The organism is Neisseria sp. DTU_2021_1001991_1_SI_NGA_ILE_055, from assembly GCF_032342915.1.
Classification (GTDB): Bacteria; Pseudomonadota; Gammaproteobacteria; order Burkholderiales; family Neisseriaceae; genus Neisseria.
Map to the genome: position 1 here is coordinate 1 of NZ_CP135440.1, position 15,398 is coordinate 15,398.

Sequence of the window (15,398 nt, forward strand, 5' to 3'; positions counted from 1 at the left end):
ATGACGTTAGCTGAATTTTGGCCGCTGTGCCTTTGCCGCCTTCACGAAATGTTGCCTGCCAGGCAGTTTGCGCAATGGATTGCGCCTTTGACCGTGGGCGAAGAAAACGGCGTATGGGTGGTGTATGGTAAAAACCAATTTGCCTGCAATATGCTCAAAAGCCAGTTTGCCGCCAAAATTGACGCCGTGCGTGCCGAATTGGTGCCTCATCAGGTGGCTTTCGCGTTTAAGCCGGGCGTAGGTACGCATTATGAAATGGCGGCTCAGGCTGTTGCGCCGGTGCAAGTGCAAGAAGTTGTTGAAGTCGAAGAATGTGTAGATCCTGTTCAAATGCCTTTGCAAACCGTTGCGGCAGTAGAAGAAGACAGGCCGTCTGAAACGGTGTCCAAACCTGCCGCAGCCAAGACGGCTGCGGAGATTTTGGCGCAGCGCATGAAAAACCTGCCGCATGAGCCTCAAGTGCAAACTGCCGCTCCGGTTGAGTCTAAAGCAGTTGCCAAAGCAAAAACCGACGCGCAACACGATGCGGAAGAAGCGCGCTATGAGCAAACCAATCTGTCGCGCGACTATACATTTGAAACTTTGGTGGAAGGTAAGGGCAACCGCCTTGCCGCCGCCGCAGCCCAGGCGATTGCTGAAAATCCAGGGCAGGGCTACAACCCGTTTTTCTTATACGGCAGCACCGGTTTGGGTAAAACCCACTTGGTGCAGGCCATCGGCAACGAATTGCTGAAAAACCGTCCTGATGCCAAAGTGCGCTATATGCACTCGGACGACTATATCCGCAGCTTTATGAAGGCGGTGCGCAACAACACTTATGATGTGTTCAAGCAACAATACAAACAATACGATCTGCTGATTATCGACGATATTCAGTTCATCAAAGGCAAAGACCGTACGATGGAAGAGTTCTTCTATCTGTACAACCATTTTCACAACGAGAAAAAACAACTGATCCTCACTTGCGACGTATTGCCTGCCAAAATCGAAGGCATGGACGACCGTCTCAAATCGCGTTTCTCATGGGGTTTGACTTTGGAACTCGAACCGCCCGAATTGGAAATGCGTGTGGCGATTTTGCAGAAAAAGGCAGAAGCCGCCGGTATCAGTATCGAAGACGAAGCTGCTTTGTTTATCGCCAACCTAATCCGCTCTAATGTGCGCGAGTTGGAAGGCGCGTTCAACCGAGTCAGCGCCAGCAGCCGTTTTATGAACCGCCCTGTTATCGACATGGATTTGGCGCGTACGGCTTTACAGGATATTATTGCCGAGAAACACAAAGTCATTACCGCCGACACCATTATCGATGCGACGGCCAAATATTATCGGATTAAAATTAGCGATATATTGGGCAAAAAACGCACGCGCAACATTGCCCGACCGCGCCAAGTCGCCATGAGCCTGACCAAAGAGCTGACCACGCTCAGCCTGCCTTCTATCGGTGATGCCTTTGGCGGCCGCGACCATACGACTGTGATGCACGGCGTGAAAGCGGTGGCGAAACTGCGCGAAGAAGACCCCGAATTGGCGCAAGACTACGAAAAACTGCTGATTTTGATTCAAAACTGACCCAATGCAACATTCAGACGGCCTGATGTCAATGAGAGGCCGTCTGAAAACAAAAAATATTTTAAAATACCCAAATCAACCGATTTCAAATTCAAAGGAATGGAACATGCTGATTTTACAAGCCGACCGCGACAGTCTGCTCAAGCCGTTGCAAGCCGTTACCGGTATCGTTGAGCGTCGCCATACTCTGCCGATTCTGTCCAATGTGTTGCTGGAAAGCAAAGACGGACAAACCAAACTTTTGGCAACCGACTTGGAAATCCAAATCAATACCGCCGGCCCTGAAAGTCAGGCAGGCGATTTCCGCATTACGACCAACGCTAAAAAATTCCAAGACATCCTGCGCGCCCTGCCTGACAGTGCGCTGGTGTCTTTAGATTGGGCGGACAACCGTTTGACTCTGCGCGCGGGCAAATCCCGTTTTGCCCTGCAAACCCTGCCGGCAGAAGACTTTCCTTTGATGAGTGTCGGCAACGATGTCAGCGCGACTTTCTCGCTGACTCAAGAAACCTTCAAAACCATGCTTTCGCAAGTGCAATACAGCATGGCGGTTCAAGACATCCGCTATTATCTCAACGGCTTGCTGATGCAGGTCGAAGGCAACCAACTGCGCCTTGTTGCAACCGACGGCCACCGCCTTGCTTATGCGGCCAGCCAAATTGAAGCGGAACTGCCGAAAACAGAAGTCATCCTGCCGCGTAAAACGGTATTGGAACTCTTCAAACTGCTGAATAATCCGTCCGAATCCATCACCGTTGAGCTTTTGGACAATCAAGTACGCTTCCAATGCAACGGCACGACCATTGTCAGCAAAGTCATCGACGGCAAGTTCCCCGACTTTAACCGCGTGATTCCTTTGGATAACGACAAGATTTTCCTCGTATCCCGTACCCAGCTTTTGGGTGCGCTTGAGCGTGCCGCCATTCTTGCCAATGAAAAATTCCGCGGCGCGCGACTGTTCCTGCAGCCAGGTTTGCTGAGTGTCGTATGTAGCAACAACGAGCAGGAAGAAGCACGCGAAGAGTTGGAAATCGCTTATCAAGGCGGAGAACTCGAAGTCGGTTTCAACATCGGCTACCTGATGGATGTGTTGCGTAATATCCACTCCGACGATATGCAGCTTGCCTTCGGCGATGCCAACCGCTCAACGCTGTTTACTATGCCGAACAATCCGAACTTCAAATACATCGTAATGCCGATGCGTATTTGATTTGGAAAACAAACAAAAAGAGCGTATACGGTACACGCTCTTTTTTATAGGCTCGAATCAAAAGGCCGTCTGAAAATTGTTTTTCAGACGGCCTTTTGATTAAACCGGGATGATTCGGTTAAATAGGAAAACTGGGATTAACGTGGACGTGGTTCGCAGTTTTTCACCAGGAATGAGCCGTTAGGGGCGTTCACGCCGACAACTTCAGAAGTAGTATGGGTGTTTTTGTCGATGAAACCGGCAGACATTACATAGCCTTTACGGTTGGTGAAAGTAGTGCCAGTGCTGTCAGAACGTTTTTTGTCGACAACCAAAGAGGCTTTTTTACCACCGGCGTTTACGTCGGCAGTAACTGCGCGACCGCTGCGGTCGAAACCGTACATCACGTTCAGTGATTTGCCGCCGTCACAACGGTAAGAAACGAAGCCGGCAGGCGCAGCGGCAGCAGAGAAGGAAACAGTAGCCAATGCGGCTGCAGTGATAACAGAAAGTAATTTCATGATCTAAGCTCCATATGAGGGTTGTGTGTTATCTTGCAAAGTGAGAATGAGTTTCCGTTTGCAGATGAAGCGTATTTTAGGCTTTTTGTCGGTAGTGGCAATTGGGTAAATTGCAAAACAGTGTTTACTTATGATTACCTGATTGTTTATTAATAGAAAGTTGTTTGTAATTTGGTGTTGCAAAGTGGTTATGCGGATTGTTGCGGAATATATACATTAATGATTCTTTAAGAAATATAGCGAAAGAATACAAAAAAGGCCGTCTGAATATTCAGACGGCCTTTGATATGAAGCGGTTTACAAGAAGAAAATTGAAGCGATAGTCACGGCGATGACGCCATAGATGCTCATCGGGATGACAGTTTTCTTGATGATCGCGCCTTCGGCGTTGTTTACGTTCAATACGCTGCACACGGCGATAATGTTGTTGATGCAGACCATGTTGCCCATTGCGCCGCCGACGGATTGCAGGGCGAGGATGAGGGTCACGGACAGGCCGGTATCAAGCGCGATTTGTTGTTGAATCGGGCCGAAGGTCAGGTTGGATACAGTGTTGGAGCCTGAGAAGAATGCACCGATTGCGCCAAGGTAAGGGGAGAAGTACACCCAGTGTTCGCCCGCCATCGCGGCAAACTCTTTACCGATGATTTTCACCATGGAGTCATCGCCGCCAACCATCATCAGCTGAACCATAATCAGCGCACCCATCAGGGCAAGCAGCGGTTTTTTGGTTTGGTTGAAGGTTGCAGCGTAGAAAGACCACGCATCTTTGAACTTGGTTTTGTACAGCAGGATGCAGATCCAAACGGTGAAGACAAACGGAATCCATGCCGGAACGTAGAGGGTTTGGTAGGAAGCGTTCACTCCTTGGCCGAAGATGTTGCCGAAGGTGATGGTCAGAGAGTCGCTGACGGTGATTTTGGACAAATCAAACGGCAGTTGGAAGCTGAACCATTCTTCTTTGCTGGTCAGCAGGCCTTTGATGCCCAGCTGTTTGATGCGGGTGACCACCAGCATGCCGATCAGCATACCCAAAGGAGCCAGTGCTTTGGCAACTTGGGCGAAAGGTACTTTTTCTGCATTCGGGTCTTTGGCGTAATCTTTGCTCAAGCCCCAGCCGCGGTTTGCTGCGAATACGGAAACCATCAGGCCGATTGCGCCGGCAACCAGAGATGGGAATTCTTCGTTGACCATCGCCAATGCAACATAAGGAAGGGTACAGGAGAAGACGGCAATGCCGATGAAGCCCAAGTTTTTGCGGATTTCAGCCCAAGGCACGATGAAGCTCAAGCCGATGACGGGGATGATGAAACCTGCGAAGAAGTGCATGACGCCGGTTTGCATACCGATTTCCATAATGCTTTTTTGATCCAGGCCCAAAGGTGCGAAACCGAACCAAGTCGGTGTGCCTACCGCGCCGAAGGAAACGGGTACGGAGTTCATCACCAAAGTGAAGATGGCTACTTTCAGCGGATTAAAGCCCAAGCTCATCAGAATCGGCGCGGCAATGGCGGCAGGCGTACCGAAACCGGACGCGCCTTCGATCATAAAGGCGAAAGACCAGCCGATGATCATCAATTGGGCAATCGGGTTCGGGCTGATGGTGGCCAGCCATTTGCGGATGACGTCGATACAACCGGTGGTTTCCATCATGCGGTTGAACATAATGGCACCGAAAATCACAGTAATCGGGGTCAGGGTAGAAACGAGGCCTGACGCTGCCGTTGCGTTGAGCAACATGGCGTTGTCGCCGAAATAAAACAGTTTGATGACGTAAATCAGCGCGGCGGTAATCGGCAGCGCAATGTAAGACGGCATACTGTTTTTCTTAACCATCAGCCAGATCAGCAGCACGATGGGAAAAATACTGAGAAAGAGAGCCATGGGATTATCCTCGGGGCAAAACAAGCATCATAACCGTCAATCAATGGCGGTTTGATGCGATGTGTTGAGCAATAAATGTTTTTCGAATAGATATTTGCATCCTCAGATGCGTTTAGTTATCAGGTAAATTGGTTTTACCAATTTATGAAAACTGTTGCACACTTTACGTAATCTTATGTAATCGGTCAAGAGTTTTATAACAAAAAAGGCCGTCTGAAATAGGGTTTCAGACGGCCTGAGCGCTTTGCCAGTAGTGCATTTGGTCGAATATCGAATGGTATTTACATTCAATATTTTGTAAAGGTTTAATTTTTGATTGATTTTAAACGAATTATTCTATTCCTGCCCATTTATGCGTTTGCACGCTCAGTTGCCAATGGACGGGGGTATCGGCTCGGCTGTTTAACACGCCGATTTGGCGGATGGTGTCGTAGATATTCATCGCGCCGTCTTGTTCGCAAGGCGAGAGGTAGTAATGTCGGGCGCGGATTTTGCGTTCCATTTCCTGACAAAACGCAATGACTTCGCCGTCGGCGACAATGCGCACTTCGTCTGCTTTTTCGATGCAGCTTTTTTCATATTTGGCGGCGTAGCAGGCTTTAGGACTGGTGGCAACGTAGTCGATTTGCGGCGGTGCGGGATTGAGGCCGTTGGTTTCGATACACAGAAAATAGCCTTCGGCTTTGAGTGCGTTGAGCAGGGCATCCAAATGCGGTTGGATGGTGGGTTCGCCACCGGTAATGATGATGTTGCGCGCCGTGTAGGTTTTCAGACGGCCTAAAATATCGGACAGGCTCATCATGCCGAATTTGAGGTAGTCGGTATCGCACCAGCTGCATGCAAGATTGCATTTGCCCAAGCGGATGAAAACGGCGGGCATGCCTGTGTTCCAGCCTTCGCCTTGCAGGCTTTCAAAAATTTCGACAATGCGGTATTGGGGATTGTTCGGCGTGATGTGAATGGTCATGAATGTTGGGTGTGCGGGATTGAATTGTTGTCGTGAAGCGTTTGAAGAAGTAATGTGAGGCAGCCATTCTTTCTGTTAGTTCAATGGGAAAGAATGGCTGGTGTGTATTTAAGCGGCAATGACGGCTGCGGCGGCCAAAAATGCCGGCAAGCCTTGTTTGAACAAAATGCCTTTGTTACCGGACGAAAACGCGCCCCATGCGGCGGCGATGAGGACAAAGCCGAGGAACAGGATGGTTGCGCCGTAAACCGCGTTATCGGGCGCGGCAAAGCGCGCCCATACCAAGCCGATGGCGAGGAAGCCGTTGTACAGGCCTTGGTTGGAAAACAGGGTTTGTACGCGTTTTTGTTCCATAAATTCGTAAGGCATGTTGAACAGCTCTGACGCTTTTTCGCTTGGGATTTGTGTCATTTCGAGCCAGGCGATGTAGAAATGTTCGACAGCGACGAAGAGGACGAGGAGGGTGGAGAGGAGTTTCATGAAGATTCCTTTTGATGTTTAGTGTATGAGGTATTTATGGGAACAGGCCGTCTGAAAAATACAAAATGCCGGTTTATTCCCCTTCATATTCCGCACACGAAGTCGGCGTTTCCCATAATTTCACGCTGCACACTTTGACACCGGCGTTTTTCAGACGGCCATACATTTCTACGCTCATGTTTTCGGCAGTGGTGCGGCAGGGCAGGCGCAGGGTTTTCATGTTCCAGCCTTCCAAAAGCGCGGCGATTTGGCTTTCGCGTTCGTTGTCGCCGTGATAGATGAAGGCATGGTCGAACGGGTCGGTAATGTGTTGTTTGACGATGGCTTTCAGGTCGGTAAAGTCCATCACCATGCCGTCTTTTGCGCCGCCTTGGATAACGGGCGCGGAGACAGTGATTTCGAGTTTGTAGGTATGGCCGTGCAGGTTTTGGCATTTGCCGTCATGCCCGTCGAGCATGTGGGAGGAATCGAAGGTAAAGATTTTGGTGATTTTCATGAGATGAAGGAAGCCGATGAGGCCGTCTGAATAGTGTAAAACCGGTTTCAGACGGCCTTGGGATTATTGTTCGGAAGGGAGTTTGAGGAAATGCTCGCGATAATGGCGCATTTCTTCGATGCTTTCGAGGATGTCGTCCAATGCCTTGTGCGAACCGCGTTTGACCACGCTTTTGGCAACGGCCGGATTCCAGCGTTTGGCCAATTCTTTCAGCGTGGATACGTCTAAGTTGCGGTAGTGGAAATAGGCTTCCAAGCGCGGCATGTATTTGACCATGAAGCGGCGGTCTTGATGGATGGAGTTGCCGCACATGGGCGTGGATTTCTCGGGTATCCATGCGGACATGAAGTCCAGCAGGTTTTGCTCGACTTCGGCTTCGGTCAGTTTGGATTCGCGCACGCGTTGGGTCAGGCCGGTGCGGCCGTGGGTGGCGGTGTTCCACTCGTCCATGCTGTCGAGCAATTCGTCGCTTTGATGGATGACGTAAACGTCCGATTGCGCCAGTACGTTCAAATCGGAGTCGGTAATGATCATGGCGACTTCGATAATGCGGTCGTGTTCCGGGTTGAGGCCGGTCATTTCCATATCGAGCCAGCAGAGGTTGTTTGCGTTTTGGGTCATTTCAGACGGCCTTGTGTTTTCAGTTGGCAGTATTATAAAGGATAAAGGTTCGGGCCGTCTGAAAGCATTTGTAACAAGTTGTGCAATCTCTTGATATAATCGTCCGTTACACAAAAAATCACCGCCAAAAATCATGAACCCAAGCCCTTTGCTCGATATGATCGATACGCCTCAGGACTTGCGCTGTCTGGAGAAAAAACAGCTGCCGCAAGTCGCCGCCGAATTGCGCGAATTTCTGTTGGATTCCGTCGGTAAGACGGGCGGCCATTTCGCCAGCAACTTGGGCGCGGTCGAGCTGACGGTGGCGCTGCATTATGTGTACGACACGCCCGAAGACCATTTGGTCTGGGATGTCGGCCATCAAAGCTATCCGCACAAAATCCTGACCGGCCGCAAAAATCAAATGCACACCATGCGCCAATACGGCGGTTTGGCCGGTTTTCCGAAACGCAGCGAGTCGGAATACGACGCGTTCGGCGTGGGCCATTCTTCCACATCCATCGGCGCGGCCTTGGGCATGGCCGTTGCGGACAAACAGTTGGGCAACAAGCGCCGCAGCGTCGCCATCATCGGCGACGGCGCCATGACGGCGGGTCAGGCGTTTGAAGCCCTGAACTGTGCAGGCGATATGGATGTCGATTTGCTGGTCATCCTCAACGACAACGAAATGTCGATTTCCCCCAATGTCGGCGCGCTGCCAAAATACCTCGCCAGCAACGTCGTGCGCGATATGCACGGCCTGTTGAGCACCATCAAAGCACAATCGAGCAAAGTGTTGGACAAATTGCCCGGCGCGATGGAGCTTGCCCAAAAAGTCGAAAATAAAATCAAAACCTTGGCAGGCGAAGCGGAGCACGCCAAACAGTCGCTGTCTTTGTTTGAAAACTTCGGTTTCCGTTACACCGGCCCGGTGGACGGCCACAACGTTGAAAATTTGGTGGACGTATTAAAAGACTTGCGCGGCCGCAAAGGCCCTCAGTTGCTGCACGTCATCACCAAAAAAGGCAACGGTTACAAATTCGCCGAAAACGATCCTGTCAAATACCACGCTGTCGCCAAGCTGCCGAGCGAAGTGCCTGCGCCGGAAGTCAAACCTGCCGCGTCCAAACCGACTTATACGCAAGTGTTCGGCCAATGGCTGTGCGACCAAGCGGCGGCGGACGAGCGTTTGGTTGCCATCACGCCAGCCATGCGCGAAGGCAGCGGCTTGGTTGAGTTTGAACAGCAATTCCCCGACCGCTATTTCGACGTCGGCATCGCCGAGCAACACGCCGTTACCTTTGCCGGCGGTTTGGCGTGCGAAGGCATCAAGCCTGTCGTGGCGATTTACTCCACTTTCCTGCAACGCGCTTACGACCAGTTGGTACACGACGTTGCCTTGCAAAACCTGCCTGTTTTGTTCGCCATCGACCGCGCAGGCATTGTCGGTGCAGACGGCCCGACCCATGCCGGTTTGTACGACTTGAGCTTTTTGCGTTGCGTGCCGAATATGATTATTGCCGCACCCAGCGACGAAAACGAATGCCGCCTGCTGCTCTCAACCTGCTATCAGGCAAATTCGCCGTCCGCCGTCCGTTATCCGCGCGGTACAGGCACGGGGGCAACCGTTTCAGACGGCCTAGAAACCGTTGAAATCGGCAAAGGCATCATCCGTCGCGAAGGCGAGAAAATTGCCGTTATCGCCTTTGGCAGCATGGTTGCCCCATCATTGGCCGCTGCCGACAAGTTGAACGCGACCGTTGCCGATATGCGCTTTGTCAAACCGATAGACGAAGAACTGATCGTCCGTCTCGCCCGAAGCCACGATTACATCGTTACCGCCGAAGAAAACGCCGAACAAGGCGGTGCAGGCAGCGCGGTGTTGGAAGTGTTGGCGAAACACGGCATCTGCAAACCGGTGTTGCTGTTGGGTGTAGAAGACAAAGTTACCGAACACGGTGACCCGAAAAAACTCTTAGCCGATTTGGGGCTGAATGCCGAAGCCGTTGGAAAACGTATCACTCGATGGCAATCTGAAACAAAAACAAGCGAATAAACACACACATGCAGTCTGAAAACACGCGGGAAATCCACCGTGTGGGATTAATCTCTGCACTTCGAAAAAGCAAGAACAAGTGGGATTGCTGGATCTAAAAAAATCCTATATTCATATTACGGAATATGTGGCGGTATTGCCGAGTAAAGAAGTGTTGGAAAAGTGGTTGCATTTAGCGGTGGAACGAGTGGAAGAGAGGTTTTTACCATAATAATTGTGGAGTGTGTGAAACGAAGTCTCACACACGATTAAATATTCCATCTTGTGTGTAAATTGTGTCAATTCAAATTCCCTACGAAAATAAAGGTATTAATTATGGTTTTTCCAGAAAAATTAAATGGTGATTTCGATTTCACTCAGACAGGTGGTGAATTTCCTAGTTATTGGTTTGCTAGAGAGCCTAAAGAGCCTAAGCTAACTAAATACTATGGAGTTACTAAAAATAGAAAAAATAGACTTATTTTTATAAACTTTGAAGAAGCAATTGAGTTTCTTCAGAATTATTATATAGATCCAATATTAGAAGATAGAATGATCAGAAGAAGTTATTTTCTAGATGGTGCTTTTATATTAGCATCATCATATGATACTTTAGAGGATGATTGTTTTGATTATTATATCTATGATAAAAATTTAAAAAATCAATATATTGAATACCTTTTTGGTAAAGATCCTTTTATAGATAAAATTGGCTTTAAATGTTCAAAAGGAAAGATTGAAATTCAGAAAAAACGGTTTTATCATTATATTCATGACGAAAATGAGAGATACCCATATATAGATGATATAGATGATATAGATGATATAGATGATATAGATGATATAGATGATATAGATGATATAGATGATGGTTTGTATCCTCCAGAAAAGTATGAAGTAGAGTATGCAGATGCTTATCCTGAACACGCTGTTTATCATAAAGAAATTTATGCATTTAAACTTAAGTATTTTCTAGATAGTGAAATAAATGATTACAATAATTTTAAAGAAAATGAATTAGAAACAAGAAAAAAAGAACTTGAATTATTTAAAAAAATAAAAAGAAAAAAGGATCTTGAAGAGGACTTAGAAGAGGCTAGGGTAAGAGCTCTCAAAGAAAAAGAACAAAAGGAAAAAGAGAGAAACGGACAATGTCTTTCGTCTATTATTTTAATCAACGCAACTCGCAATTATTCTGACTTATATATGAAAGAGGGTGAAAAATTAAAGGATATTTATCACGAAATTAAGAAATATAATTTAAGACATTTATCAGGAGACGAACATGAGATCCAAGATTTCATTGATAAGGTGATTGATTGTATGTACGAAAAAAATTATAAAAATGATCGTATTAAAATGGGTAAGAGCGCTGCTGGGAGGAGGAAAAAATCTATAGGGTATAATAAATAGATTAAAATTTGATAGCTAAGAAAATAGTTTGATAGCTAAGAAAATAGAATGAAATAATATCGTCTAACTTTTTATGTTTTGAATTCCCGATAGAGAGATTCATTTATATAGTAAAAGCTAATAGAGAACAAGAAGCTATTGCACAGGTTAATAATAAGGTATAAGCAAAATTTAAAAAAATCTGAAGTTAAGAGCTTAGTGGCATCAATACCTAAAGATCTTGATAGGGAAATATTAGGTAGTTAATAATTTGGTTTAATGATAGGGATTTAGATTTCGTTATCTAACTTTATTGATGAAAATAAATGATATTGAGTAATTTAGGAGGATATTTATATATTTGTAACATAAATATTAATTTTAAAAATTAGAATTACTAAGCAACTTTGTTAACGAAATAATACATCAACATAATTGAAATATGAACATAGTTTTGAAAAAAATAATTAAGAGATACAAAATGACAACTAAAATTTTCTAGTAGAAATTAGCACTAAAGAGCTACTGCAAAAAGCTCTTAAAACATCAGCGTCTGTCTTTGCGGATAACGTTGAAGTGGAAGAACTCAACCAAGAGAAGGGCTTGCCTTTGACAAAGTCGAATGGTTTGTCGCACTCCGTTATTTGATGGTGAAAGTTAAGAGAACACCATGATCAGCATCTTTGATATTTTTAAAATCGGCATCGGCCCGTCCAGCTCGCACACCGTCGGCCCGATGAAGGCCGCGGCTGCCTTTGCCGATTTGCTGCATGCCGAAAACTTGGACACACAAGTGGAGCGCATTGTCATTGAAGTGTACGGCTCGCTTGCCTTGACCGGTATCGGACACGGCACATTCGATGCATTATTGCTCGGTTTGGAGGGCAGTCTGCCGCACGATATTCCGCTGGCAGACATCCCTCAACGCTTGGAACGCATTCGCACGCAGCACGTTTTAAAACTCAACGGCCGCGAAATGGCCTTCAATCCCGAAAAAGATTTGGATATCCGCGGCGACAAAGTGTTGCCCAAACATCCGAACGGCCTGAATTTTATCGCCTACCATTCAGACGGCCTGAAGCTGAAAGAGCAGATCTATTATTCGGTTGGCGGCGGTTTTATCGTTACAGACGAAGGGTTTGCACAAGAGGCGCAGGAAAATGGCGATGTGCCGTATCCATACAAAAACTGCGACGAGTTGCTGGCACAATGCCGTCTGAACCAGTTGAATATTTCCGAAGTCGTGTTGGCCAATGAAGCAGCGTTGGCAGGTTGTGATGAAGCGGAAGTGCGCCGCCGGGTGGCCGCCGTAGCCGATGTGATGGAAACCTGCATTAAGCGCGGCTTGGGTGCGGAAGGGCAGCTGCCTGGCGGCTTGAACGTGCGCCGCCGCGCGCCGCAGTTGGCGGCCAAACTCAAAGTCCTGCGCGAGAGCGAAATCGTCAATACCCAACTTTGGCCGATGGTGTACGCCATGGCGGTCAACGAAGAAAATGCCGCCGGCGGCCGTGTCGTAACCGCACCGACCAACGGCGCGGCAGGCATTATTCCTGCCGTCTTGCACTATTTCCGCAAATTTAATCCGCACGCCAACCAATCGCGTGTCGAAGACTTCCTGCTGACTGCCGGCGCCATCGGCATTTTGTACAAAACCAACGCATCGATTTCCGGCGCGGACGTCGGCTGCCAAGGCGAAGTCGGCGTAGCGTGTTCTATGGCGGCGGGGGCATACGCCGAAGTTATCGGCGGAACCCCGAAACAAGTGGAAAACGCCGCCGAAATGGCCATGGAACACCACTTGGGCCTGACCTGCGACCCTGTCGGCGGCTTGGTGCAAATTCCCTGCATCGAACGCAACGGCATCGCTGCCGAAAAAGCCCTCAAGCTCGCCACCCTTGCGCTTTTGGAAGATGGTACAGACAAAAAAGTTTCACTTGATGAAGTGATTCAAACCATGCTGCAAACCGGCCGCGATATGAAGGCAACCTACAAAGAAACCTCACTTGCCGGCCTGGCCGTTACCTTGCAGAAAAAAGCCGTCCCCGTATCCGTGCGCGTGGTGGAATGTTAGAAATAGAATAGGGCAATTGCCCAATAAAAAAGGCCGTCTGAAAAACTTTCAGACGGCCTTTTTTGTATGGATTGAAGAACTAACTGTTTTTTTGATAAGGGTTTTCCAGCCCGGCCATTAAGTCGCGGAAGTATTCGCGCAACTGTTTTTCGGAGCAACCCATCAGCAGCGCGTCTTCAAATGCGTCCTGCGCTATTTGGTACAGTTCGTTTAAGTTTTCGGTCATGACTTTGACTTTTTCGGTGCAGGAAACGATTTGACCGTCGTCGTCATACCATTTGGGCATTTGCGGCATCGCCATCGTGCACCTCAGTTTAAGAAACGGGATGGATCGTTTTTCTTCACGCGACGGGCAAAGGCGTATTTTCCGTTCCAATATTTGTGGCCGAGGCTGGTAATTTCGATACGTTTGCCCGTTCTCGGCGCGTGAATGAAATTGTTGTTGCCGATGTAAAGGCCGACGTGGGAAATACGGCCGCGACCCATGGTGCGGAAAAAGACCATGTCGCCCGGCTGCAATTCGGAACGGCTCACGGCAACGCCCATTTGCGCTTGTTCGGCAGAAGTGCGCGGCAGGTTCAGGCCCATGGCGCGTTTAAAGATGTGTTGCATGAAGCCGCTGCAGTCAAAGCCGGTGGAAGCCGATGTGCCGCCGTAGCGGTAGGCCACGCCGAGCAAGCCCATGGCGCTGCCGATTAACTCATCTGCATTGCCCGAAGGTGCACGCGTATTGTTGCTTGCGGCAGAATAGGTATTGGTGGGATGGACAGGGGTTGCCTGACGCGTATTGCCGTAAACATTGGCATTGTCGTTGAATTGGTTTAAAACACGCTGACGGGTGGTAATCAGGTTTTCCAAATCATCGGCGTAAGAAAAATTGACGCTCGCGAGCATGGCGACCGAAGTCCAAACTGCTGCGAGCCGGAGTAAAAAATTCATTGTACAAACTTCCGTTTCAGAAGGCATTCCCTGCCGATTGCAGGCACATTGCCGGTTTCTGAGATGTTATCCCGTATCATTCTCTTGTTATCTGCTTGATTGTATTAAAAAACTGTCTTTTTGGCAAAAAAACTGCTGTTATTTTGCGTTAAACCCTTGTTTCCAAAAGAACTAGAAAAACATCAGGCGCGGTTTCGCTTGATTTATCCGCCGCTGCAACCATATAAGCGGCATTCATTGATTTATTTTCAGAGACTGACATGACACAAAATCACAGCGATATCCGTACACGCTTTATCTTTGACGATATGCCTATCCGCGGTATGCACATCCGCCTTGAAAAGGTTTGGCAACACATCGTCAACCAAAAACATTATCCTGTCGCCATCCGCCGCGCTTTGGGCGAGTTGCTGGCCGCCGGCTCTTTATTGTCTGCCAACCTTAAAAACGAAGGCACGCTGATTGTTCAAGTTCAAGGTCAGGGCCGTCTGAAAATGTTGGTGGTGGAAGCGACTTCTGAAAATACTGTCCGTGCTACCGCCCGATGGGACGAAAACGCCGAAATTCATGATGACGAAAGCCTGACTGCGCTGTTGGGCGAAAACAGCGTGTTCGTTTTGACCCATCAGCCTAAAGATGCCGACCCTTGGCAAGGTGTTGTCCCACTGGAAGGCGACAGCATTGCGCAAATGCTGGTCAACTATATGAAACGTTCCGAGCAGCTCGATACCTATATTACGCTTGCCGCCGACGACCACGCCGCAGGCGCATTATTGCTGCAACGCCTGCCGGAAGAAGAATTGGATGATGCCGCTTGGGAGCATGTGACCACGCTTGCGCAAACGCTTACTCCGCAAGAATTGACCGGTTTGGACGCGCATCACGCCCTTTACCGCCTTTACCATGAAACCCCACCCCGCGTTTTTGAACCGGAGACTATTGAATTTGCCTGCACCTGCTCCCGCGGCAAAGTCAGCGATATGCTGTTGATGCTTGGCGGTCAGGAAGTCGGCGGCGTGGTGGCGGAACAAGGCAGCATTCAAATTGACTGCGATTTCTGCCATAGCAAATATGTGTTTGATGAAACCGATGTCAACGCTTTGTTTGGCGCGGACGTGGTGAATGCCGTCCGTCAAGAGAATGAGCGTTTGCAGTAAGTAAGCGATAAAAGTTGCTTAAAAAATTGGATTATTTAATAGAAGGGCAGGTGTAATACCTGTCCTTTCTTTTTGGGAAAACTGAATATCATCAATAG

The 15,398-nt window shown here is 48.4% G+C and carries 15 protein-coding genes; 7 read left to right on the forward strand and 8 right to left on the reverse strand.

All coding sequences use genetic code 11. From position 1 onward, the window contains the following. Nucleotides 1–1,569, forward strand: coding sequence for a chromosomal replication initiator protein DnaA (gene dnaA / locus RRV97_RS00005; RefSeq protein WP_315611583.1), 1,569 nt, complete (start codon nucleotides 1–3; stop codon nucleotides 1,567–1,569). Nucleotides 1,570–1,675: 106 nt separating this feature from the next. Further along, nucleotides 1,676–2,779, forward strand: a complete 1,104-nt coding sequence (gene dnaN / locus RRV97_RS00010; protein WP_003748908.1) for a DNA polymerase III subunit beta — start codon at nucleotides 1,676–1,678, stop codon at nucleotides 2,777–2,779. 137 nt (nucleotides 2,780–2,916) lie between these two features. Here the strand turns inward: dnaN and RRV97_RS00015 are convergent, their stop codons facing one another. The 6 genes from RRV97_RS00015 to orn form a co-directional block, all read right to left on the reverse strand. Continuing rightward, on the reverse strand, nucleotides 2,917–3,279 hold the full coding sequence (locus RRV97_RS00015; RefSeq protein ID WP_004520408.1) for a hypothetical protein: 363 nt from the start codon (nucleotides 3,277–3,279) through the stop codon (nucleotides 2,917–2,919). A 297-nt stretch (nucleotides 3,280–3,576) separates the two neighbouring features. Next, on the reverse strand, nucleotides 3,577–5,163 hold the full coding sequence (locus tag RRV97_RS00020; protein ID WP_315611584.1) for an L-lactate permease: 1,587 nt from the start codon (nucleotides 5,161–5,163) through the stop codon (nucleotides 3,577–3,579). Between the two features lie 331 nt (nucleotides 5,164–5,494). Then, nucleotides 5,495–6,130 (reverse strand): 7-carboxy-7-deazaguanine synthase QueE, encoded by a 636-nt coding sequence (locus RRV97_RS00025; RefSeq protein ID WP_315611585.1) that lies wholly within the window; start codon nucleotides 6,128–6,130, stop codon nucleotides 5,495–5,497. 108 nt (nucleotides 6,131–6,238) lie between these two features. Continuing rightward, a complete protein-coding gene (locus tag RRV97_RS00030) occupies nucleotides 6,239–6,610 on the reverse strand; it encodes a DUF1304 domain-containing protein (protein ID WP_049359223.1) in 372 nt (123 codons plus the stop codon). 73 nt (nucleotides 6,611–6,683) lie between these two features. Next, nucleotides 6,684–7,106, reverse strand: a complete 423-nt coding sequence (gene queD, locus RRV97_RS00035) for a 6-carboxytetrahydropterin synthase QueD (protein WP_036492897.1) — start codon at nucleotides 7,104–7,106, stop codon at nucleotides 6,684–6,686. 63 nt (nucleotides 7,107–7,169) lie between these two features. After that, entirely contained in the window at nucleotides 7,170–7,727 is a 558-nt protein-coding gene (gene orn, locus RRV97_RS00040) for an oligoribonuclease (protein WP_049322503.1), read from the reverse strand. Between the two features lie 133 nt (nucleotides 7,728–7,860). Between orn and dxs the strand changes: the two genes are divergently transcribed. The 4 genes from dxs to RRV97_RS00060 all read left to right on the forward strand — a co-directional run bounded on the left by dxs (nucleotide 7,861) and on the right by RRV97_RS00060 (nucleotide 13,204). Beyond that, nucleotides 7,861–9,762, forward strand: coding sequence for a 1-deoxy-D-xylulose-5-phosphate synthase (dxs, locus tag RRV97_RS00045; protein WP_315611586.1), 1,902 nt, complete (start codon nucleotides 7,861–7,863; stop codon nucleotides 9,760–9,762). A 79-nt stretch (nucleotides 9,763–9,841) separates the two neighbouring features. Beyond that, nucleotides 9,842–9,973 carry a hypothetical protein gene (locus RRV97_RS00050; protein ID WP_315611587.1) on the forward strand — a complete coding sequence of 44 codons (132 nt, stop codon included), beginning with the start codon at nucleotides 9,842–9,844 and terminating at the stop codon, nucleotides 9,971–9,973. Nucleotides 9,974–10,077: 104 nt separating this feature from the next. After that, nucleotides 10,078–11,154: a hypothetical protein gene (locus RRV97_RS00055; RefSeq protein ID WP_315611588.1), complete on the forward strand. Its 1,077-nt coding sequence runs from the start codon at nucleotides 10,078–10,080 to the stop codon at nucleotides 11,152–11,154. A gap of 649 nt (nucleotides 11,155–11,803) precedes the next feature. Next, nucleotides 11,804–13,204, forward strand: a complete 1,401-nt coding sequence (locus RRV97_RS00060; protein WP_315611589.1) for an L-serine ammonia-lyase — start codon at nucleotides 11,804–11,806, stop codon at nucleotides 13,202–13,204. A 79-nt stretch (nucleotides 13,205–13,283) separates the two neighbouring features. On the opposite strand, the gene RRV97_RS00065 is transcribed toward RRV97_RS00060, so the two are convergent. Next, nucleotides 13,284–13,505 carry a hypothetical protein gene (locus RRV97_RS00065; RefSeq protein WP_070591437.1) on the reverse strand — a complete coding sequence of 74 codons (222 nt, stop codon included), beginning with the start codon at nucleotides 13,503–13,505 and terminating at the stop codon, nucleotides 13,284–13,286. An 8-nt stretch (nucleotides 13,506–13,513) separates the two neighbouring features. Then, complete coding sequence (locus RRV97_RS00070) at nucleotides 13,514–14,143, reverse strand: C40 family peptidase (protein ID WP_315611590.1); 630 nt, start codon at nucleotides 14,141–14,143, stop codon at nucleotides 13,514–13,516. 260 nt (nucleotides 14,144–14,403) lie between these two features. Between RRV97_RS00070 and hslO the strand changes: the two genes are divergently transcribed. Next, nucleotides 14,404–15,300, forward strand: coding sequence for an Hsp33 family molecular chaperone HslO (gene hslO, locus RRV97_RS00075; protein WP_315611591.1), 897 nt, complete (start codon nucleotides 14,404–14,406; stop codon nucleotides 15,298–15,300). Nucleotides 15,301–15,398: the final 98 nt, after the last annotated feature.